Source organism: Tardiphaga sp. 841_E9_N1_2 (genome assembly GCF_051811065.1).
GTDB lineage: Bacteria > Pseudomonadota > Alphaproteobacteria > Rhizobiales > Xanthobacteraceae > Tardiphaga > Tardiphaga robiniae.
Genome location: NZ_JBPWQC010000001.1, coordinates 3608451 through 3629754, shown reverse-complemented (window position 1 = coordinate 3629754; position 21304 = coordinate 3608451). Strand labels below are relative to the sequence as shown.

At 62.5% G+C, this 21304-nt stretch carries 20 protein-coding genes; 10 read left to right on the top strand and 10 right to left on the bottom strand.

The window, feature by feature from the left end; translation table 11 throughout:
* Window positions 1-105 precede the first annotated feature (105 nt).
* The 6 genes from AB8A50_RS17455 to AB8A50_RS17430 form a co-directional block, all read right to left on the bottom strand.
* Window positions 106-1551, bottom strand: coding sequence for a homospermidine synthase (locus AB8A50_RS17455; RefSeq protein ID WP_089265782.1), 1446 nt, complete (start codon window positions 1549-1551; stop codon window positions 106-108).
* 128 nt (window positions 1552-1679) lie between these two features.
* The gene (gene rnk / locus AB8A50_RS17450) at window positions 1680-2084 is read right to left on the bottom strand and encodes a nucleoside diphosphate kinase regulator (protein WP_309942932.1); all 405 of its coding nucleotides are present in this window, start codon (window positions 2082-2084) and stop codon (window positions 1680-1682) included.
* Between the two features lie 271 nt (window positions 2085-2355).
* Window positions 2356-2742: a RidA family protein gene (locus AB8A50_RS17445; protein WP_089265784.1), complete on the bottom strand. Its 387-nt coding sequence runs from the start codon at window positions 2740-2742 to the stop codon at window positions 2356-2358.
* A 54-nt stretch (window positions 2743-2796) separates the two neighbouring features.
* Window positions 2797-3393, bottom strand: a complete 597-nt coding sequence (locus AB8A50_RS17440) for a GNAT family N-acetyltransferase (RefSeq protein ID WP_439078430.1) — start codon at window positions 3391-3393, stop codon at window positions 2797-2799.
* A 148-nt stretch (window positions 3394-3541) separates the two neighbouring features.
* Window positions 3542-4684 carry a type III PLP-dependent enzyme gene (locus AB8A50_RS17435; RefSeq protein ID WP_068728986.1) on the bottom strand — a complete coding sequence of 381 codons (1143 nt, stop codon included), beginning with the start codon at window positions 4682-4684 and terminating at the stop codon, window positions 3542-3544.
* Window positions 4685-5562: 878 nt separating this feature from the next.
* Window positions 5563-5814, bottom strand: a complete 252-nt coding sequence (locus AB8A50_RS17430) for a hypothetical protein (RefSeq protein WP_068728984.1) — start codon at window positions 5812-5814, stop codon at window positions 5563-5565.
* Between the two features lie 130 nt (window positions 5815-5944).
* Between AB8A50_RS17430 and AB8A50_RS17425 the strand changes: the two genes are divergently transcribed.
* The 6 genes from AB8A50_RS17425 to AB8A50_RS17400 all read left to right on the top strand — a co-directional run bounded on the left by AB8A50_RS17425 (window position 5945) and on the right by AB8A50_RS17400 (window position 12769).
* Window positions 5945-8035, top strand: coding sequence for a M3 family metallopeptidase (locus tag AB8A50_RS17425; protein WP_439078429.1), 2091 nt, complete (start codon window positions 5945-5947; stop codon window positions 8033-8035).
* A 142-nt stretch (window positions 8036-8177) separates the two neighbouring features.
* A complete protein-coding gene (locus tag AB8A50_RS17420; protein ID WP_175367759.1) occupies window positions 8178-8825 on the top strand; it encodes a DUF1007 family protein in 648 nt (215 codons plus the stop codon).
* Window positions 8822-9982, top strand: coding sequence for a nickel/cobalt transporter (locus AB8A50_RS17415; RefSeq protein ID WP_439078428.1), 1161 nt, complete (start codon window positions 8822-8824; stop codon window positions 9980-9982). The genes AB8A50_RS17420 and AB8A50_RS17415 overlap by 4 nt, the downstream gene beginning before the upstream one ends.
* Window positions 9983-10053: 71 nt before the next feature.
* Window positions 10054-11091 (top strand): ferrochelatase, encoded by a 1038-nt coding sequence (gene hemH, locus AB8A50_RS17410; protein ID WP_439078427.1) that lies wholly within the window; start codon window positions 10054-10056, stop codon window positions 11089-11091.
* A 234-nt stretch (window positions 11092-11325) separates the two neighbouring features.
* Entirely contained in the window at window positions 11326-12315 is a 990-nt protein-coding gene (locus tag AB8A50_RS17405) for an SPFH domain-containing protein (protein ID WP_089265787.1), read from the top strand.
* A gap of 10 nt (window positions 12316-12325) precedes the next feature.
* Window positions 12326-12769 carry an NfeD family protein gene (locus AB8A50_RS17400; RefSeq protein ID WP_089265788.1) on the top strand — a complete coding sequence of 148 codons (444 nt, stop codon included), beginning with the start codon at window positions 12326-12328 and terminating at the stop codon, window positions 12767-12769.
* Here the strand turns inward: AB8A50_RS17400 and AB8A50_RS17395 are convergent, their stop codons facing one another.
* Window positions 12770-13111, bottom strand: coding sequence for a winged helix-turn-helix transcriptional regulator (locus tag AB8A50_RS17395; RefSeq protein ID WP_089265789.1), 342 nt, complete (start codon window positions 13109-13111; stop codon window positions 12770-12772).
* Window positions 13112-13184: 73 nt separating this feature from the next.
* Between AB8A50_RS17395 and AB8A50_RS17390 the strand changes: the two genes are divergently transcribed.
* Window positions 13185-13733 carry a carboxymuconolactone decarboxylase family protein gene (locus tag AB8A50_RS17390; RefSeq protein ID WP_089265790.1) on the top strand — a complete coding sequence of 183 codons (549 nt, stop codon included), beginning with the start codon at window positions 13185-13187 and terminating at the stop codon, window positions 13731-13733.
* A gap of 6 nt (window positions 13734-13739) precedes the next feature.
* Here the strand turns inward: AB8A50_RS17390 and AB8A50_RS17385 are convergent, their stop codons facing one another.
* On the bottom strand, window positions 13740-14717 hold the full coding sequence (locus tag AB8A50_RS17385) for a KpsF/GutQ family sugar-phosphate isomerase (RefSeq protein ID WP_410001886.1): 978 nt from the start codon (window positions 14715-14717) through the stop codon (window positions 13740-13742).
* A 342-nt stretch (window positions 14718-15059) separates the two neighbouring features.
* Between AB8A50_RS17385 and AB8A50_RS17380 the strand changes: the two genes are divergently transcribed.
* A complete protein-coding gene (locus AB8A50_RS17380) occupies window positions 15060-16664 on the top strand; it encodes an outer membrane beta-barrel protein (RefSeq protein WP_439078426.1) in 1605 nt (534 codons plus the stop codon).
* Window positions 16665-16698: 34 nt separating this feature from the next.
* Here the strand turns inward: AB8A50_RS17380 and AB8A50_RS17375 are convergent, their stop codons facing one another.
* A complete protein-coding gene (locus AB8A50_RS17375; protein ID WP_089266229.1) occupies window positions 16699-16971 on the bottom strand; it encodes a hypothetical protein in 273 nt (90 codons plus the stop codon).
* Window positions 16972-17170: 199 nt separating this feature from the next.
* On the opposite strand from AB8A50_RS17375, the gene AB8A50_RS17370 reads away from it, so the two are divergent.
* Window positions 17171-18667 (top strand): sensor domain-containing diguanylate cyclase, encoded by a 1497-nt coding sequence (locus tag AB8A50_RS17370; protein ID WP_439078425.1) that lies wholly within the window; start codon window positions 17171-17173, stop codon window positions 18665-18667.
* A gap of 3 nt (window positions 18668-18670) precedes the next feature.
* Here the strand turns inward: AB8A50_RS17370 and AB8A50_RS17365 are convergent, their stop codons facing one another.
* Window positions 18671-19555, bottom strand: coding sequence for a UTP--glucose-1-phosphate uridylyltransferase (locus AB8A50_RS17365; protein WP_068728967.1), 885 nt, complete (start codon window positions 19553-19555; stop codon window positions 18671-18673).
* 262 nt (window positions 19556-19817) lie between these two features.
* On the opposite strand from AB8A50_RS17365, the gene AB8A50_RS17360 reads away from it, so the two are divergent.
* Window positions 19818-21215 (top strand): lytic murein transglycosylase, encoded by a 1398-nt coding sequence (locus AB8A50_RS17360; protein WP_439078424.1) that lies wholly within the window; start codon window positions 19818-19820, stop codon window positions 21213-21215.
* Window positions 21216-21304 lie beyond the last annotated feature (89 nt).

Below are 21304 nucleotides of genomic sequence, written 5' to 3'. Positions count from 1 at the left end.
AACCATGAGGGCACGGAGCCGAAGCCCGCGGCCATCCTTCGAGACGCAAATGGCGGCTGCGAGATGCAGCCGCCATTTGCTCCTCAGGATGGGGCGGAGTGTTCGCTACCGCACCAGCACGTTCTTGAACTGCCACGGATCGCTCGTATCGATATCTTCCGGGAACAGGCCCGGGCGGCCTTCGAGCGGCGTCCAGTCGGTGTAGTAGCCCTTCACCGGGCCGAGATAGGGTGTCTGGATCTCCAGCAGACGCTCGAAGTCGATCTCGTCGGCTTCGACGATGCCTTCGGTCGGGTGCTCCAGCGCCCACACCATGCCGCCGAGCACGGCCGAGGTCACCTGCAGGCCGGTGGCGTTCTGATAGGGCGCGAGTTCACGCGTCTCCTCGATGGAGAGCTGCGAGCCGAACCAGTAGGCATTGTTGTCGTGGCCGTAGAGCAGCACACCGAGTTCGTCGATACCGTCGACGATTTCGTTTTCGTCGAGGATGTGGTGCTTCGTCTGCATCTTGCCGGAGCCGAACATCTCGTGCAGCGACAGCACCGCATCGTCCGCCGGGTGATAGGCATAGTGGCAGGTCGGCCGAAACACCGCGGCGCCCGACGCGTCACGCACCGTGAAATAATCGGAGATCGAGATCGACTCGTTGTGGGTGACGAGGAAGCCGTATTGCGCGCCGCGCGTCGGGCACCAGGTGCGCACGCGCGTATTGGCGCCGGGCTGCATCAGGTAGATCGCAGCGCCGCAGCCGGCCTCATGGGTGTGTGCATTCTCCGGCATCCACTTTTCATGGGTGCCCCAGCCGAGTTCGGACGGCTGCACGCCTTCCGAGAGGAAGCCTTCGACCGACCAGGTGTTGACGAACACCTCCGGCGGCTTCGGCGACTTGGAGCGCTGCGTGTCGCGCTCAGCGATGTGGACGCCCTTGATACCGGCCTGCCGCATCAGATCCGCCCATTCGGCCTTGGTCTTCGGTTGCGGGGCATTGAGCTTCAGGTCGGAAGCGACATTCAGCAGCGCCTGCTTGACGAAGAAGGAGACCATGCCGGGATTTGCGCCGCAGCAGGAGACCGCCGTGGTCGAGCCGGGCTTGCGGGCCTTCTTGGCGGCCAGCGTCGTTTCGCGCAAAGCGTAGTTGGAGCGCGCTTCGGCGCCCTTCGATGCGTCGAAATAGAAGCCGAGCCAGGGCTCGTTGACCGTGTCGATGTAGAGCGCGCCGAGCTCGTTGCAGAGCTCCATGATATCGACCGAGCCGGTATCGACCGACAGGTTGACGCAAAAACCCTGGCCGCCGCCCTCAGTGAGGAGCGGCGTCAGCAGTTCGCGATAATTCTCCCTGGTCAGCCCCTGCTGGATGAAGCGCAGGCCATGCTTGTCGCACAGCGCCTTGCGGCCTTCATCCTTGGGGTCGAGCACGGTGATGCGCGACTTGTCGTAGTCGAGATGCCGCTCGATCATCGGCACCATGCCCTTGCCGATCGAGCCGAAGCCGACGATCACGATGGGGCCAGTGATCTTCGCGTAGATCGGCGAGGCGGGGGATGAGGACATCAGCTTCTAACTCCAGACAGGATCAAGATGAACGCGCTGCGTCGTGCGCGGTTGGGAAAGGACAGTGACGATGTGACATCAGAATGAAATTTCGGGAATGAAATCTCGATGCCGGTATTAAATGCAGCTCAGCGCCGTATGCCGACCGAGAGAACGGTCAGCGAACGTGGTTCCCCCGAGGGCGTCTCGAATGTAATGGACTGCCCCGCAGAAAGGCCGATAAGCGCGGCTCCGATCGGGGTCAATACCGAAATTCGCCCGGTGTCCACGTCGGCGGAGGTCGGATAGACCAGTGTGACGTGCTTTTCCTGCCCGCTGATATCGTCGCGGAACGTCACATCGGACTCCATGCCGACGATTCCGGGCAATGGATGAGTGTCGGGCACGATCGTCGCGCGCTCAACTTCGCCGGCCAGAAAGTCGGCGGTCACAGGGTATTTCTCTGCAGCGGCCTCGGCCAGTACGCCGAGACGCTCACGGTCGCTGCGGCGGAGTGTGATGGGCGGCAGCTCAGTGCGAAGGGAATGGATCATGGGTTTCACAGCCAAATGACGCCCGGCGCGCAAAGCGCCCGAGCATGCCAAGAATGATGAGGATGCTGAAATCGAACAAGCCCGGACGGCACGCGCGCGTGCGCCCGGGTCACATTCCTGCTTGAAGGTGACCGGCGCGGAGCAGTAAGCGGTTGCGGGGCAGGTTCGTCATGATGGCCGAAACCTATGTATCCTGCAGTGAAAGTCAACCGGCGATGGCGCCGTTGCTAGCAGCGACGTCCAACGGGTGTGTCTGACGCGCGGTTGACGATCAGCTGCGCCGCTTGGCGGTGACTTCGATTTCGACTTTCATCTCGGGCTTGTAGAGCCCGGAGACCACGAGGAGCGTGGCAGCGGGCCTGATCTCGCCGAGATGCGCGCCGGTCACCGCGAACACCTTGTCGGCGTCGCTGGCGTCGGTGATGTAGTAGATCGCACGCACGATATCGGCCATGGCAAAGCCGGCCTCTTTCAGCGCGGCTTCAATGGTCTTGAAGCAGTTCTGTGTCTGTGCCGTGACGTCGGCCGGCAAGATCATGGTGGTGTAATCGTAGCCGGTGGTTCCGGACACGAAGCAGAAATCGCCATCGACCACGGCGCGGCTGTAGCCAGCGGTCTTTTCGAATGGCGATCCGGTGGAAATCAGTTTGCGCGTCATTACCGGGCTCTCCTGCAGAGGTGAGCTCCGCAATGCCGTGTCTTGGTGGTCAAATCAAGCCGCGTGGGCCAGATCGGCAGGCTCAGCAGCCTTGCGGACCCATTTACCGCTTCCGAAGATGATGCCGCGGGCGCCATCCAGCGCTCCGGGCTTCAGCTCGAGGCCGAGCAGGCGATCACGCTCGAACGGCCCGGGCAGCGCCAGATCGGTCATTTTCTGGGGCATGAAGCCGAAGCGGGCGTAATAAGGCGGATCGCCGAGCAGCACGATGGCGCCATGGCCGCGCGCCGAGGCCTCGGCGATCGCGTGATTCATCAACGCGGCGCCAAGGCCAAGGTCGCGGGCACCCGGATCGACCGCCAGGGGGCCGAGCATCAACGCAGCTCGGCCCCCGGCATCGACATGCCAAAGCCTGATCGTGCCGACCAGCCTGCCTTGCACCACCGCCGAGAAGGCCAGGCCTTCGGCGGGCAGTCGTCCGTCACGCAGTCGCTGGCAGGTGCGGGCATGGCGCGAAGCGCCGAAGCACACATCCAGCAGAGATTCACGGGCGGCGACGTCGGAGCCACGTTCCGCACGGATCTCGTACGAAGGGGCTGCGATGGGCAAAGCAACAGTGTTGTTGGTGGCGGTCTCGTGCAGATCGGTCATGGCATGTCGGTCCCCACTCCGTTTTTCACACGGAGTGTTGTCATCCAGAATTGGAAGGTGACGGGATGAGAGCCGGCGGGCCGGCTCTCCGATTAGTCATATCCGGGGTGGATGCCGGATATAGTGAGCGAACTTAAATTTGCAACGCTCAGATATGGAAGGTGCGCAGCGGCGGGAAGCCGTTGAACGCCACTGCCGAGTAGGTCGACGTATAGGCGCCGGTGCCTTCGATCAGCAGCTTGTCGCCGATCTCGAGAGTCACAGGCAGCGGATACGGCAGCTTCTCATACATCACGTCGGCCGAATCGCAGGTCGGGCCGGCGAGCACGCAGGGCGTCATCTCGGCGCCGTCATGCGGCGTCTTGATGGCGTAGCGGATCGACTCGTCCATGGTCTCGGCGAGACCGCCGAACTTGCCGATGTCCAGATACACCCAGCGCACGTCGTCCTCGTCGCTCTTCTTCGAGATCAGAACGACTTCGGCTTCGATGATGCCGGCATTGCCGACCATGCCGCGACCCGGCTCGATGATGGTCTCCGGGATCGCGTTGCCGAAATGCTTGCGCAGCGCGCGGAAGATCGAACGGCCGTACTGCACGACCGCCGGGACTTCCTTGAGGTACTTGGTCGGGAAGCCGCCGCCCATATTGACCATCGACAGGTTGATCCCGCGCTCGGCGCAGTCACGGAACACCGAGGAGGCCATCGCCAGCGCACGGTCCCATGCCTTCACCTTGCGCTGCTGCGAGCCGACATGGAACGAAATGCCATAGGGCTCCAGGCCAAGACGCTTGGCGAGGTCCAGCACGTCGACAGCCATTTCCGGATCGCAGCCGAACTTGCGCGACAGCGGCCACTCGGCGCCGGCGCAATCGTAGAGAATGCGGCAGAACACGCGGGCGCCAGGAGCCGCACGCGCGATCTTCTCGACCTCAGCGGCGCAGTCGACCGAGAACAGGCCGATGCCGAGCGCGTGGGCGCGCGCGATATCGCGTTCCTTCTTGATGGTGTTGCCGAAGGAGATGCGGTCCGGCGTGGCGCCAGCGTCGAGCGCCATCTGGATTTCCTGCACCGACGCACAGTCGAAGCACGAGCCCATCGAGGCCAGCAGCGACAGCACTTCCGGCGCCGGGTTTGCTTTCACCGCGTAAAACACGCGGCTATCAGGCAAAGCCTTCGCAAAGCTCTGGAAGTTGTCGCGCACGACTTCGAGGTCGACGACGAGGCACGGCTCGACATCGGTGCCCTCGTTGCGGCGGGCGCGGAGGAATTCCTGAATACGTTCGGTCATAGCACTCTCCCAAACGGCCCCGCGAAAGGGTCACGTTCAAAAAATGATGACGGTTCAGCGCTTTCGGACCCAGGCACGCGATGGAGGCGTGACAAAGCCAAAAGTACAGACCGTAAGTGCTGCCGTGGATTGGTTGGGGGTGACCCTACCGCACACCTGGCAATGAAGGACAAGCCTCTTCGGTATTCGCGCTGGCTGTTGGAAAGCCAGCAGAGACCAAAAAAGCCCGCTCCGTCGTTGCTTTAAGTCGCGTCCCCCGTTGAGAACGAGGTGCGCCGGTTCGCCTCCGGCTGCCAGTCACGGTTGCAAAGAACAAAGTCACCTTCAACGGCATCTCTGGAGAGAGATGCTGGCCTTTCGCAAAACTCCGCGAACGACCCTCGGCTTCTTCATCCCTTGGCGGCTGTCCGGCCTCTTGTCCGGATACCTACCGACTGACACACGACCACAGGCACGTGCGAAATTGGGCAAGACCGGAAATAGGTTCTTTGACCCTGGTACGCAACAATTTTTTTGGGCTGTGGGGCATTTTATTCAACGCCATCGCGCAGCGTTGCAAACGAGACGCACTCAGCGCGCTCAACATGAACGGATGTTAAGTTCAGTTAAGGAATTGGCGTAGTCTGGGGCTGGTGTGGAGTGCTGAACTACACCAGCGTCATGGTCCTGTAGTCGTCCTCTCGTCCCGCTGTCATCTCGCTCTCGGTTGTTGTCCTTCGCGAAAGCGGAGAATCCCATAAACGCTGTAGCCAGCGACGAATCGCGAACCGCGTCGGTTACTGGGGCGCTCAATTCAAGCACGCAATTGCGCGCCTGGCCGGGCGATGACAGTCGAGTGTGAGGAAGCCGGAGAGTGGAGCTGCGCGGGCGCAGAGCGATCAGCCGCGGCGGGTGAACGGCTCGATCCGTGCGGCGGTGCGCAGGAAGGCGACCATGATGGCGACGCCGCACAGGAACAGGCAGACCTGCAGGATGTGCTCGCCGGTGGTGGAGAGGCCGAACAGGATCGACAGCGCCCAGCCACCAGCGAAGGCGGCGCCGAACACTTCCGCGCCGATCAGGATCGCCGCCGAGATGACGGTGATGACGCTGGGCCAGTAGATGCGGCGAGGGGCGGTGGAGGTGGTCATAATCTCAAGGTCCTGTTTCGAGCCGCAATCTAACGAAAAAGCCTGCTGCGGCAAGCACTAAAGGGCCCAAAAAAGCCCCATCGCGTGGTATAGATCGACGCATTCTCTGGGCTTCAAAGCAGGATTTCTTATGTCAGAAACGTCGATCTCGCCGGTTGCGTCGAAAGGTCTCGAAAATCCGCTTCTGAAAGCCTGGCAGACCCCGTTCGAGACCCCGCCGTTCGACGAGATCAAGCCCGAGCACTTCATGCCGGCCTTCGAACAGGCGTTTTTCGACCATTCGGCGGAGATTGCCGCGATCGTGAACGATCCGGCCGCGCCTGACTTCGCCAATACGATCACGGCGCTGGAGCGCTCCGGCAAGTTGCTCAGCCGTGTGGCGTCGGTGTTCTACGATCTGGTGTCGGCGCATTCCAATCCGGCGATCCTGGAGATCGACAAGGACGTGTCGTCGCGGATGGCGCGGCACTGGAATCCGATCATGATGAATGCCGTGCTGTTCGGCCGCATCGTGGCGCTGCACGACAAGCGCGCCGAGCTCGGCCTTACCACCGAGCAGATGCGTCTCCTGGAGCGGACCTATACCCGCTTCCACCGCTCCGGCGCCGGCCTCGACGAGACCGCCAAGGCGCGGATGGCCGAGATCAACGAGCGTCTCGCGCATCTCGGCACCAGTTTCAGCCATCATCTGCTCGGCGACGAGCAGGAGTGGTTCATGGAGCTGGGCGAAGGCGATCTCGATGGGCTCGCCGAGAGCTTCGTCGCCTCGGCCAGGGCCTCGGCTGACGAGCGCGGCATGACTGGCAAGGCGATCATCACCACGTCGCGGTCCTCGATGGAGCCGTTCCTGAAAAGCGCGGCGCGGCGCGACCTGCGCGAGAGGGCCTACAAGGCCTTCATCCAGCGCGGCAACAATGGCAATGCCAATGACAACAACGAGACGATCGTCGAAATCCTGAAGCTGCGCGAGGAGACAGCGAAGATCCTGGGCTTCCCGACCTTCGCGGCCTATCGCCTGGAAGACTCCATGGCGAAGACGCCGGAGGCGGTGCGCGGTCTGCTGGAGCGGGTCTGGAAGCCGGCGCGTGCCCGCGCGCTGGCCGATCGCGATGCGCTGCAGGAGCTGATCGCGGAGGAGGGCGGCAACTTCAAGCTCGCCGCCTGGGACTGGCGCTATTATGCCGAAAAGCTGCGCCAGCGCCGCGCCAATTTCGATGATGCGGCGATCAAGCCGTATCTGACCCTCGACAACATGATCGCGGCGCAATTCGACACCGCGACGCGCTTGTTCGGCATCACCTTCGCCGAGCGCAAGGACGTGCCGGTCTGGCATCCCGACGTCCGCGTCTGGGAGGTCAAGGATGCCAAGGGGGCGCTCAAAGCCATCTTCTATGGCGACTACTTCGCCCGCCCGTCGAAGCGCTCCGGCGCCTGGATGACCTCGCTGCGCGACCAGCAGAAGCTTGACGGCGACGTGGCGCCGCTGGTGCTGAACATCTGCAACTTCGCCAAAGGCACCGACGGCCAGCCATCGCTGCTGTCGCCGGACGATGCGCGCACGCTGTTCCATGAATTCGGCCATGGCCTGCACGGCATGCTCTCCAACGTCACCTATCCCTCGCTGTCGGGGACGTCGGTGTTCACCGACTTCGTCGAACTGCCGTCGCAACTCTATGAACACTGGCAGGAGCAGCCGCAGGTGCTGCAGACCTTCGCCAAGCACTACCAGACCGGCGAGCCGCTGCCCGACGATCTGCTCAAGCGCTTCATCGCGGCCCGCAAGTTCAACCAGGGCTTTGCCACGGTGGAGTTTGTGTCATCGGCGCTGATCGATCTCGAATTCCACACCCAGCCGGCCTCGGCCTCCGCCGATGTCGCGGCCTTCGAGAAGAAGGAGCTGGAGAAGATCGGCATGCCCGAGGAAATCGCGCTGCGACACCGGCCGACGCAATTCGGGCACATCTTCTCCGGCGATCACTACGCGTCTGGCTACTACAGCTACATGTGGTCCGAAGTGATGGATGCGGACGCCTTCGGCGCCTTCGAGGAAGCCGGCAACATCTTCGATCCCGCAGTGGCCAAGCGGCTGCATGACGACATCTATTCGTCGGGCGGCTCGGTCGATCCCGAAGCAGCCTATATCGCGTTCCGCGGCCGTGCCCCCGCGCCGGATGCGCTGCTGCGGCGGCGCGGTCTGCTGGAAGAGCCTGAGGCGGCGTGAGGCAGGTGTCGTGACCTCTCAATTTGTCATCCCCGCGAAGGCGGGGATCCATAACCTCCGAGCATGTGATGAAGCGATGCGGTTAGCCCCACGGATCAACAGTAAGACGGCGTGTATGGATCCCCGCCTTCGCGGGGATGACATGCGGAGGTTGTTGAGGTCGCTAGCGGGAATCTTCGCCCTGCTGTTCGCCTTCACAGCCGGCATCACCGTTGCCTCCGCCCATCCCCACGTCTTCGTCACGGCATCCAGCGAACTGATCTACGCGCCGGATGGCACCATCACCGGCGTGCGCCATGCCTGGGTGTTCGACGACATGTTCTCGACCTATGCGCTGCAGGGAATCGAGAGCAAGACCAAGGGCGTTTATACCCGCGAGGAGCTGGCGCCGCTGGCCCAGACCAATGTGGAGTCGCTGAAGGAATTTGCCTTCTTCACCTTCGCCAAGGTGGAAGGCAAGAAGCAGCGCTTCAACGATCCCGTCGACTATTATCTGGAGAAGCGCGACGCCGCGCTGGTGCTGCACTTCACGCTGCCGTTCAAGACACCGTTCAAGGCCAAGAAGATGGAACTCGAAATCTTCGATCCGAGCTTCTTCGTCGATTTCGGCCTCGAGAAGAAAGACCCCATCAAGCTGGCCGGCGCGCCGGCCTCCTGCACGATGGCGATCCAGCGCCCGTCGGACGGCGCCGCCAAGGCGCAGACCATGAATGAAGACACTTTCATGAATGGCGAGAACAGCAATTACGGCGCGATGTTCGCCAACAAGATCACGGTCGATTGCCCATGATGCTCCAGAAAATGACGATGCGCCGCGTGCTGTTGGCTTGCGCTGTGCTGGCCGCAGCGTCAGTGATTGCCGATGGCGCGCTGCATGATGTGTTGGCGCAGAACCCGTTCGGTGCGCCGAAGGGTGTGCCGGACTCACAAGTTGGCGGCATCATTGGCTGGCTCCTGACGAAGCAGTCCGAATTCTATCGCGCGATGTCGGCGACCATCCGTGCCGCCAAGTCCGACGGCAGCGCGGTGTGGACGCTGCTGGGGATCTCCTTTGCCTACGGTATCTTCCACGCCGCCGGCCCCGGCCATGGCAAGGCGGTGATCTCGTCCTATCTGGTCGCCAATGAAGAGACCGCCAAGCGCGGTATCATATTGTCCTTCGTCTCGGCGCTGATGCAGGCGCTCGTCGCCGTGTTGATCGTCGGCATTGGCGCATGGTTGCTAAATGTCACAGCCAAGACCATGTGCAGCACCGAGCGCTGGGTGGAAATCGCCAGCTACGGGCTGATTGCGGCATTCGGCGCGCGGCTGGTCTGGAGCAAGGGGCGCGGGTTCTTCCGCGCCTTGCGGCCGTCGCTGCCGGCTGCGGGGGCGCAGCTCGCGATGGCGCATGCCAGTGCGTCCGCGCATTCCCACGATCATGGCCATGACCACCATCACCACGAGCACGCTCACGGCCACGCGCATGCTCATGCGCACGCCCATACGGCGCATGCCGAGGCGACGGCTTCAGCACATGCGCACCATGAGCACAGTCATCACGATCACGTTCATGACGAGCATTGCGGCCATTCCCATGGCCCGACGCCGGATCAGCTCGCTGGCCCCGGTGGCTGGGCGCGTGGATTATCGGCGGTGTTCACGGTGGGCATCCGGCCGTGTTCCGGCGCGATCCTCGTGCTGGTCTTCGCGCTGGCGCAGGGGATGTTCTGGGCCGGCATCGCTGCGACTTTCGTGATGGGCCTGGGAACCGCGATTACCGTGGCAACCATTGCCGTCATCGCCGTCTCCGCCAAGGGTCTCGCCGGCCGTTTGGCCGGGGGCCGCGATGGCAGTGGCGCGCTGGTGATGCGGGGGATTGAGTTCGGCGCGGCGGCGCTGGTGATGCTGTTCGGCGTTGGCCTGCTGCTGGGTTATGTCGCGGCCGAACGCGTCACCTGTTTCTGATCGCTGTCCTGCCCTGATGGACAGTCCGTCGTCTTGACAAGGTCCAGCCAAAGCGCGAAGCCACCGGCATCATGACAAATGTCGTTTCCCTCGAGCAGCCACTGGCCTCCACCCTGGAGATACCGGAACGCGTCGGCGTCTTGCTGGTCAATCTCGGAACTCCCGACACCGCGGATACCCGCGGCGTGCGCGTCTATCTGAGAGAGTTCCTGTCCGATCCGCGCGTGATCGAGAACCAGGGCCTGCTGTGGAAGCTGATCCTCAACGGCATCATCCTGACCACGCGCCCGCGCCGCAAGGCCAAGGACTATCTCAAGATCTGGAACACGGAGAAGAACGAATCTCCGTTGAAGACGATCACCCGTGCGCAGTCCGACAAGCTCGCGGCGTCACTCGATAGCCATACCCATCTCGTGGTGGATTGGGCGATGCGCTACGGCAATCCGTCGATCCGTTCCCGCATCGCTGACCTGACTGCAAAGGGCTGCGACCGCATTCTGGTGGTGCCGCTCTATCCGCAATATTCGGCGGCGACGTCTGCGACGGTCTGCGACGAAGTGTTCCGCGTACTCGGCACCATGCGTGCGCAGCCGACGCTGCGGGTCACGCCGCCCTATTATGACGAGCCGGATTACATCGGCGCGCTGGCGACCTCGATCGAGAAGCATCTGGCGACGCTGTCATTCGTGCCGGAAATGATCGTGGCGTCGTTCCACGGCATGCCGCAGAAATACATCGACAAGGGCGACCCCTATCAGGCGCAATGCGTGGCCACAACCGAAGCGCTGCGCAAGCGGCTCGGACCGGACGCGCCGAAGCTGCTGCTGACCTTCCAGTCCCGTTTTGGCTTCGATGCCTGGCTTCAGCCGTATACGGACAAGACCATCGAGCAGCTCGCCAAGGACGGCGTGCGTCGCATTGCCGTCGTAATGCCTGGCTTCTCGGCCGACTGCCTGGAGACGCTGGAAGAAATCGCGCAGGAGAATTGCGAGATCTTCATGCACAATGGCGGCGAGCAGTTCTCTGCGATCCCCTGTCTCAACGACAGCGACGAGGGCATGGACACGATCCGCCAGCTTGTGCTCCGCGAGCTGCAGGGCTGGATCTAAGGGCGCTCCAACCCATCCACGTCATTGCGAGCGCAGCGAAGCAATCCAGAAGCCACAGGCGAAGACTGGATTGCTTCGTCGCAAGGGCTCCTCGCAATGACGGCTGAGAGGTCCGTGGCTCGCGATCACGTCGGCGCTCTCGCTTTTCCCGATTTCGAACCTTAAAATCCTCCACGCCGACAAAACAACGAGGCGCCATATGTTGCGCGTCCATTTTGCCGCAGGGAGACTTTGATGTCCGGTTACGACATTTTCGCCATCGCCGTTGTGCTGCTGATCATCTTCACGCTGTTTGCCGGTGTGAAGACCGTACCGCAGGGCTATGACTGGACCATTGAGCGCTTCGGCAAGTTCACCCGCACGCTGTCGCCGGGCCTCAACCTCATCATTCCTTATTTCGACCGCGTCGGTCGCAAGATGAACATGATGGAGCAGGTGATCAGCATCCCCGAGCAGGAAGTAATCACCAAGGACAACGCCACCGTCACCGTGGACGGCGTCGCGTTCTTCCAGGTGTTCGACGCGGCCAAGGCAAGCTACGAGGTCTCCGACCTCAATCAGGCGATCATCGTGCTGACCATGACCAATATCCGTTCGGTGATGGGCTCGATGGATCTCGACCAGGTGCTGTCGCATCGCGACGAGATCAACGAGCGGCTGCTGCGCGTCGTCGATGCCGCCGTCTCCCCATGGGGCCTCAAGGTCAACCGTATCGAGATCAAGGACATCGTGCCGCCGGCCGATCTGGTCGAGGCTATGGGCCGGCAGATGAAGGCCGAGCGTGTCAAGCGCGCCGACATTCTGCAGGCTGAGGGTCAGCGCCAGTCGGAAATTCTCCGTGCCGAAGGTGCCAAGCAGGGCCAGATCCTGCAGGCCGAAGGTCGCCGCGAGGCTGCGTTCCGTGACGCCGAGGCACGCGAGCGTTCCGCAGAGGCCGAAGCCAACGCAACGCGGGTGGTGTCGGAGGCGATTTCGAAGGGTGACGTTGCGGCGCTGAATTACTTCATCGCCGACAAATACATCAAGGCATTCGGCCAGCTTGCGGAATCGCCGAACCAGAAGGTCATCATGCTGCCGGTGGAAGCCATGAGCATGCTGGGCTCGCTGGCCGGTATCGGCGAGATCGCCAAGGCGACCTTCGGCGAGAACTCGACCTCGGCCCAGGCTGCCGCGCGCCGCAGCGGATCAGTGCCGCCGGCGGGTACAACGCCGCCGCGCAGCTAGGGATTTCGCAATGGCCGAAATGTTCGTCACTTTGGGGAGCTGGAACTGGCTGATCTTCGGCGTGCTTCTGATGGCGCTGGAGCTGCTGGCGCCCGGCGTCTTCATGTTCTGGCTCGGGCTGTCCGCATTCCTGGTCGGCGTGCTGTCCTTCATCGTCACGCCGTCCTGGCAAGTGCAGATCCTGCTGTTCGGATTGTTCGCGCTGGCAGCCGTCCCGCTGTGGCGGCGGATTGCGCGCCAGAAGCCCGGCGCCAATCCGAACCCGTTCCTCAACAAGCGCAGCGACGCGCTGGTCGGCCGTATCTGCACGCTGGATCGGCCGATCATCGACGGCGAGGGCATCGTGCGCATCGACGATACGGTGTGGCGCGTCAGTGGCCCGGATACGCCGGCAGGCACCAAGGTGAAGATCGTGAAGGCGGATGGGGCCAGTCTGACGGTGGACGTGGCCTGATCAGTCAGCCGCCAGCGATTTGCTCCACCGCTCCGCAAAGTGATGCAGTGGCAGGAAGGTGTCCTGCAACTCCCGGCCTGTATCCGTCAGCCCATAGCCGTCCGGCTGCAGCGCGATCAGACCCGCGTCTCTGAGATCGCTCAGGCGTGCCTGGAGAACGGTAGGGGAGGCGTCGTCGCAAGCCTTGCGCAGCGCCCGCGAGGTCAGGGAGCGCTCACGCAACTCCCAGAGAATGCGCAGCGTCCAGCGCCGGCCCAGCAGGTCGAGCAGCGCCATGATCGGTCGGCCGGTCGTTGAGCCGCGCACACCGCGTCTGGGCGGCTTGGAAACGGACTTTGCCATCACATTACTCTCTTGCAGGGCGCTACAAAATATGTAGCATGTCGCTACGATTATTGTAGCGCAGGAGTTGGGCATGTCACGCATCGCGCCGCTGCAGCCGCCTTATGCTTCCGACATTCAGACGCAATTCGATGCGATCATGCGCGGGGCGCCGCCGCTGATGCTGTTTCGCGTGATCGCCGGTCATCCGAGGGCATGGAGCAAATTTCGCGCAGCTGGCCTGCTTGATCGCGGACCGCTGTCGCTGCGGGAGCGCGAGATTGTCATAGATCGCACCTGCGCACTGACCGGATGCGAATATGAATGGGGCGTCCATGTCGCAACCTTTGCAGACGCGGCGAAGCTGACGGAAGCGGAGGTGAGGGCGACCGTTGACGGTGACTCACAGGCGACATGCTGGTCGTCAGCGGAACAAGCTCTGATCGCAGCAGTCGATGCGCTGCATCACCGCGCCACGCTCAGCGATGAGGAGTTCAAGACGCTGGCCGCTCACTACGATGACGCGAAAATCTTCGAGATCATCCTGCTGTGTGGATTCTATCGTACGGTGTCGTACATCGCGAACGGCTTGGCATTGCCACTCGAAGCGAATGCGGCAAGGTTCCTGCGAACTGCCAGCTAACGTGGCTTACGCCACGCCTGCCCGCAGCAGATCATGCAGATGCACGATGCCGACGGGCTTTCTGGCGTCCGTCACCAGCAGTGCGGTGATCTTCGACGAGTTTAGGATTTCCAGCGCCTCGCCGGCGAGCAGGTCGCGGCTGATGGTCTTGGGATTCTTGGTCATGACTTCATCGACCGAGACCGTCATCAGGTCGGCGCGCATGTGACGGCGGAGATCGCCGTCGGTGACGATGCCGACCACATGGCCGTTGCCATCGGTGATGCCGACGCAGCCAAAGCCCTTCGAGGACATTTCCACCAGCGCATCGGACATCTTGGTGCCGAGCGGCTTGAGCGGCACGGCGTCGCCCGAATGCATGAGGTCGCGGGTGTATTTCAGCATTGCGCCGAGCTTGCCTCCGGGGTGCAGCACGCTGAAATCCACCGACGTAAAGCCACGGCCTTCCAGCAGCGCGATCGCCAGCGCATCGCCCATCGCCAGCATCATCAGCGACGACGTCGTGGGCGCGAGATTATGCGGGCAGGCCTCGCGCGCCTTCGGCAGCGTCAGCGCGACATCGGCGGCCTCGGCCAGCGTCGAGGTGGCTTCGGAGGTGATCGCGACCACGCCGATCCTGAAACGCTTGGCATAGGTGATGAGGTTCTTCATCTCCGGCTGCTCGCCGGACCAGGACAGCGCCATGATGACGTCGTCGGGCGTGATCATGCCGAGATCGCCATGGCTGGCTTCGGCGGCGTGCACGAAAAAGGCGGGTGTACCGGTCGATGCGAAGGTCGCGGCGATCTTGCGGCCAATATGACCGGACTTGCCGAGGCCCGTGATGATCAGGCGGCCTTTGGCCTTGAGGATCAGGTCGGCGGCCGCGACGAAGGCCGGGCCGAGGTCGGATTGCAGCGCGGTTGCCAGCGCAGTGACGCCGCTGGCTTCGGCCTCCAGCGTACGCAGCGCCGAGGCAATCGCTTCAATGGCCTGATCGCTCATCGCTGCCGTCGTTTTCGTCGGAAGGCCGGGTGTCTTGGAGAGGGGCATCAATCGCATCCTGGGGCCGTAAATTGTCCGGCTGTGTCGCCGTCCTCTTAGCACGGCTGGGCCTGCCTGGCGAAACCCCGCCGATGCGATCTCAACGGGCCATTAACCATAAGCGTTTTAACTCCCTTAACCATGAGTTGTCGCGCGCGCCTCCGGCGTCGCTCTTGGTGGATTTTGTAAGCTTTTGATGGTGTTGGAGTTTTTCTGATCGTGAGGATGGGTCGAGTACGCGACCGCCGTAACCGCGCCTGGGCCAACGGCGCGGTTTCGGCATGTCTGTGTCTGAGCCTCCTGATGCCATCTCCGGCATTCTCGCAAGCATTGACGTCAGACCTGCTAGCGCCGGTCCCGGGCGGCTTCGTGTCACCGCAGAATCTGCCCACGCGCCGGACGACGGATGCGCCGCTTCAGCCAAATGGAACGCTGCAGACCAGCCAGCTATCGCCGGATCGCATCCCGCAGTCGATCATCACGCCGGCGGTGCCCGCTGCATCGGGCGCCGCCGGCACCGGGTTCGATGCGCTCAACCGCAAGCGCAAGCAGACCAAATATTATCCGGGCGCGAAGAAACCGAAGCCGCCAGTGGGGCCTGGCAGTCCGCCGCCGCCGCTGGTGCCCGAAACCCGGCCGTCACCACCATCGGCCAAGGCGGCCAAGCCCCCCGTTGCGCCGTCGGTTGCCGGCACCGTGGTGGGCCAGCCGCCGCGCCGGCGATTGCCGATTGATCCCGATCCTTATGCCCCGACCGGCGTGCGCGTCGGCAGCTTTCTCGTGAAGTCAGCCGTGGAAATCTATGGCGGTTTCGACAACAATCCGGCGCGCTTCGTGCAGCCGAAGGGGTCGTCGTTCTACAAGGTCGCGCCGGAGCTGCTGGCCACAACCGACTGGACGCGGCACTCGATCATCGTGGATCTGCGCGGATCCTTCACCGGCTATGAGAAGCAGTTTCCCGCAGCGCCATTCCAGACTTCGCCGGCACCCGAAAATGTCGATCGCGCCGAATTCAACGGCAAGATCGCCGGTCGTCTCGATGTCGCCCGCGACCTGCGCGTTAACAGCGAAATGCGTATGCGGGTCGGTGCGGATAATCCGGGCAGCCCGAACATTCAGGCCGGCTTGAAGGAGTTCCCGCTGTTCACGACGACTGGTGGGTCGCTCGGGGTCGAGAAGGACTTCAACCGTCTTCAGATCAAGGTCGATGGTCTCGTCGATCGCACCGTCTATCAGGATTCGAAACTGACCGACGGCACCCAGACCAACAACAACGACCGTAATTTCAATCAGTATGGCGGCGTCGGCCGCGCCACCTATGAAGTGCTGCCGGGTCTGAAGCCATTCGCCGAAGTCCAGGGCGATGTCCGTGTGCACGACGATCGGGCGGATCGCTTTGGCTATCTCCGCGATTCCAGCGGCGGCTATATCAAGGCCGGTACGACGTTCGAATTCACGCGTCTGCTAACGGGTGAAGCGTCGATCGGATATGCAGCGCGCAGCTATACGGATACGCGGCTGGAGGTTCTCAAGGGTCTGCTGACGTCAGCGTCGCTGATCTGGACGGCCACACCGCTGACGACCGCGAAATTCGTCTCGACCACGTCGATCGACGAGACGACCGTTCCCGGCGTTCCCGGCATTCTCACGCGCACCTATACGGTCGAGGTCAATCACGACTTCCGGCGCTGGCTGACGGCCACGGGCAAGTTCACTTACGTGACGCAGGACTATCAGGAAAACTTCCGCTTCGATAAGATCTACTCGCTGCAGGGTGATCTCGTTTACAAGCTGAACCGTGAAATCCAGCTCAAGGCGCAGGTGCGCCGCGATATCCTGGATTCAAACATCCTTGGCGCGAGCACGGCCTCGACGGTGGTGATGCTGGGTGTGAGACTGCAGCGATAGCGGTCAAAAATCGCTGGGCGCCACGTCGCTCGTCCTAATTCCACTTCCGCATGAACTTGGCCGTCTTCCGGCGAAATTTCACACCGGAGCCATCGGGCAATCGGATGGCGATGAAGCCGGCTGCGATACAGGCCTCGCGCTGCGGCATGTGCTCATCGGGCGCGCGCTCGGTCTCCCACCACGATGCCCGGTGCGACGCGCGCGGCAGCGCGTCGTCGATGATCTCCTCGATCGCATCCATGCTCAGCACGAATTCGTCCTTGGTCTGGCTGGCCAGGTAGGCACGGAGCAGGTCGTAGTCAGGCACGGAATTGTCCTCGGTATAATCTCGCAAACGTCATACGCGCCCGCGCGATCAGGCGCTACAGCGCGATTTCGGTAAATCGACATCGGAAGTGCGTCATCCGAGCATTTTCCGCAACCGTTCGTTAACGCCGTGTGGAACCCAAAGCCGGTACTTAAGCGCTCGGCAAGCATTCGCGTGCGATCCGTGGGGTACGGAGCACATGATGAAGTCGGGGAATGCAAGCACGGGAATTCGACGCTGGCCGTTATCGGCCAAGCTGTTGATTCTGTCGTCGCTGGTCACGATCATTGGCTTTTCGGCCGTTTGCGGCACTGTGATGCTCGATATGCGCCGCGGCGAGGAAGCGCTCGCGCGACAGACTGCCGAGAACCTCGCCACCTCCATCGATTCTGATATAGGTCGAACCGTTGAACAATACGATCTGTCGTTGCGCGCTGTCATTTCCGGCATCAATACGCCCGAGATCGACAAGCTCAGCAAGGAAATGCGCCAGCTGATCCTGTTCGACAATGCGGCATCAGCGCGCCAGTTTGCATCCATTCAGGTGTTCGATGCGCATGGCGATCTTATCATCGATGCGGCATCGCTCGATCCTGCCAAGCAGAGCAGTGCCGACGAAGAGTTCTTCAAGGTACACAAGTTCGACGGCGAGCGCGGGCTCTATGTCAGCAAACCGATGCTGCACCGGGGCGCGTATTCCGTCGTGCTGAGCCGCCGCATCACCGACGTCGATGGCGATTTTGCCGGCGTCGTCGCGGGTGCCATCCGGTTCGCCTACTTTCATGATCTGTTCGGCCGCTTGCGGCTGAACAAGGACGACAACATCACAGTGATCCGCCGCGACGGCGTCGTCATCATGCGTACGCCGTTCGATCTCGACGTGGTCGGCAGGGATCTGAGCAAGGCCCCCGGCGTGATGCGGGCGCTGAGCCGGTCCAACGGGTCGTATTCGGGCGTCGGTGTCGTTGACCAGATCGAGCGCCTCTACGTGTGGCGCGACAGCGGTCGGCCGTTGCTCGTGATCGTCGGCCGGCCGTGGGCCGGCATCTACAGTCTGTGGTATCAGCAGGCGATCAAGATCGGCGGCATCATGCTGGCGCTGATTATCTTCATCACCGCGGTGACACTGTTCCTGGCGCGCGAAATAGGCCGCCGCGCACACGCAGAGCACAAGCTCGAAGAACTGGCCACGACCGATGGTCTCACTGGACTGCGCAATCGCCGCAAATTCGATGCGGCGATGGAGCTGGAATGGCGCCGTGCCATCAGGCATTCACGGCCGATGGCACTGCTGTTGATCGACGCCGACCATTTCAAGGTTTTCAACGACAGCTTCGGTCATCAATCCGGAGACACCGCCCTGATCGCGATCGCGAATTGCATCGCAGGAGCGGCGAAGCGCGCCGGCGACTGTGCCGCGCGCTATGGCGGGGAAGAGTTCGCCGTGCTGCTACCCGGTGCGACCGTGCAGGATGCCTATGAGGTTGCCGAAACCATTCGGCGCCGCGTCGAGCAGGTGCCGGCGGATCCCGCGATGCTCACGGTCAGTGTCGGCGTCGCCAGCGTGAAGCCGCTGGTGACGATGGAGTGGACGGGATTGGTGGAGGCCGCCGACAAGGCGCTCTATGCGGCGAAGGCCGCAGGCCGCAACCAATGTGTCATCGCAGGCGATGCGCATCAGGCGATTGCAGCCTAGCGCTTACTCTCCGAGATAACGCAGCATTTCGGCGCGCAGACCTTCGCGCAGATCAGGGCGTTGCAGGCCGAACGCGATATTGGCGCGCAGGAAGCCCGACTTCGAACCGCAATCGTGTCGCTCGCCTTCGAATTCCACGCCGTAGAACGACTGGCTCTTGGCGAGGCCGATCATCGCATCGGTGAGCTGGATTTCGCCACCCGCGCCGCGCTCCTGGGTCTCCAGAATCTTGAATATCTCCGGCTGCAGGATGTAGCGGCCGGTAATCGACAGGTTGGACGGCGCGGTGCCCTTCGGGGGTTTCTCGACCATCCCGTCGATGGTGAAAGCAGCCTCGTGGGTTGGGTGGCGCTCGCCGACACCGCAGATGCCGTATTGATGCGTCATGTCCATCGGCACTTCCTCGACGGCAACGAGGTTGGATTTTTCGCCAAGCGCTCCCGCGATATCGACCATCTGCTTCAGGCAGCCCGGGGAATTCAGCACCAGCTCATCCGGCAGCACCACGGCGAAGGGCTCATTGCCGACGATATCGCGGGCACACCACACAGCATGGCCAAGCCCGAGCGGGGCCTGCTGGCGCGTGAAGCTCATGGCGCCGGCGGCAGGCTGGGACAGCGCCAGCTGTTCGATCTCGGCAGACTTGTTGCGGCTCTTGAGTGTCTCGTCGAGCTCGAACATGCGGTCGAAGTGATCTTCGATGATGCCCTTGTTGCGGCCAGTAACGAAGATGAAATGTTCGATGCCGGCCTCGCGGGCTTCGTCGACCACATATTGGATCAGCGGCCGATCGACGATGGTCAGCATTTCCTTCGGCATCGCCTTGGTGGCGGGGAGGACGCGGGTGCCGAGGCCGGCGACCGGAAAAACGGCTTTGCGAATTTTCATCAGGGGACTTTGCAATGACCTTGGAGGGGAACGACGCAGGCAGGCCAACGAAGATTGCGCCTGCTGGTTCCGTTTGCAACCGGGAACAAAGGCGGATGTGTGGTGCCGGGCTACATGTCTGCAATTATCCTTTCTGCCGCGCGGCACGTCCGCCCAGCCAGGCAAAACTGGAATAGTGTTAAGCTGATGGAAACCCTCGCCGGGCCTCCTGTCATGCCACAGTCATGACCAAATTCCGGTCAGATTCCCGAGATGGATAGTGATGAAATCTGCGACGAAGATGGCGCGAAGCCTGACATGCGGTGTAGCTGCGCTCGGCGCAGTTTTGCTTACGGCGGCCCTGCCCGTGGCGGCGCAGGCGCAGAGCAAGAGCGGCCCTTTCAGCCTGTTCGACAATATCTTTAGCGGATCGTCGCAGACCCAGGACCCGCCGCCACAGGCGGCACTGCCCGGCGCGCCCGGAGCGCAGCCCTGGAGCGGCGAGGACGGCGCATCCGGCCATCCGCTGATGACTGCACAGGCAATCCGCGAGGCCGCTGGTAATTTCGACAACTGCATTGCCGGACTGTGGCCTGATGCCGCACGCCGCGGCATCTCGCAGGACAGCTATCAGCGTTTCACCGCCGGGCTGACGCCGGATCTGCGAATCATGGACCTGATGGATTCGCAGCCGGAATTCACCAAGGCGATCTGGGACTATCTCGACATCCTGGTGAACGACAACCGCATGGCCAAGGGCCGCGAGGTGCTGGCGCAGTACAAGACGATCTTCGATGCGGCCGAGAAGGCCTACGGCGTCGATCGCTACATCGTCGCGTCGATCTGGGGCATCGAGTCGAACTACTCGACGATGATCGGCGATCGCAGTGTGCTGCGCTCGACGGCGACGCTAGCCTGCGTCGGCCGCCGCCAGGCCTATTTCAAGGATGAGTTTCTGGTCGCTCTGGAAATCCTGCATCGCGGCGATCTGAGGCCTGAACAGATGCGCGGCTCTTGGGCCGGAGCATTCGGGCCGACCCAGTTCATGCCGACCGCGTTCAAGCGCTTTGCGGTGGACGGCGACGGCGATGGTCGCCGTGACGTGGTGGACAATCCGACCGATCTGATTTTCTCGACCGCCAACAACCTGAAAAAGGATGGCTGGCAGAGCGGCCAGACCTGGGGCTACGAAGTCGTGGTTCCGCAGGGCTTCAACTACATGCTGGCCGACAAGGCCAAGGCGATGACCCTGCCGCAATGGGAGCAGCTTGGCCTCAAGCGTGCCAACAACCAGCCGTTCCCGCGCATGACGGAAAAGGCCTATCTACTCGCGCCCGCCGGTTCGCAGGGGCCGGGCTTCCTGATGCTGACGAATTTCCGCGTCATCATGAAATACAACCCGGCTGAAGCCTATGCGATGGCGATCGGCCATTTTGCCGACCGGTTGCGCGGCGGTCCGCCTTTCGTGCAGCCATGGCCGCGTCAGGAGCGCGTGCTATCCCGCGCAGAACGGCTTGAGCTGCAGCAGCTGCTGGCGCAGCGCGGCTTCTACAAAGGCACGCCGGACGGCCAGTTCGGCGGCCAGACCCGTGAAGCCTTGCGCAATTTCCAGGCCTCCGTCGGCGCGCCTGCTGATGGGTTTGCATCGTCGGAGATGCTGGATCGGCTCCGGGTGAGATAAGCGCCGTGCGCAGAGGGCCATAGCGCATAACATTATACCGCAGTGCAGCATGCATGCTACGCTGGTCCCCTTGGATGCATTCTTTGGGG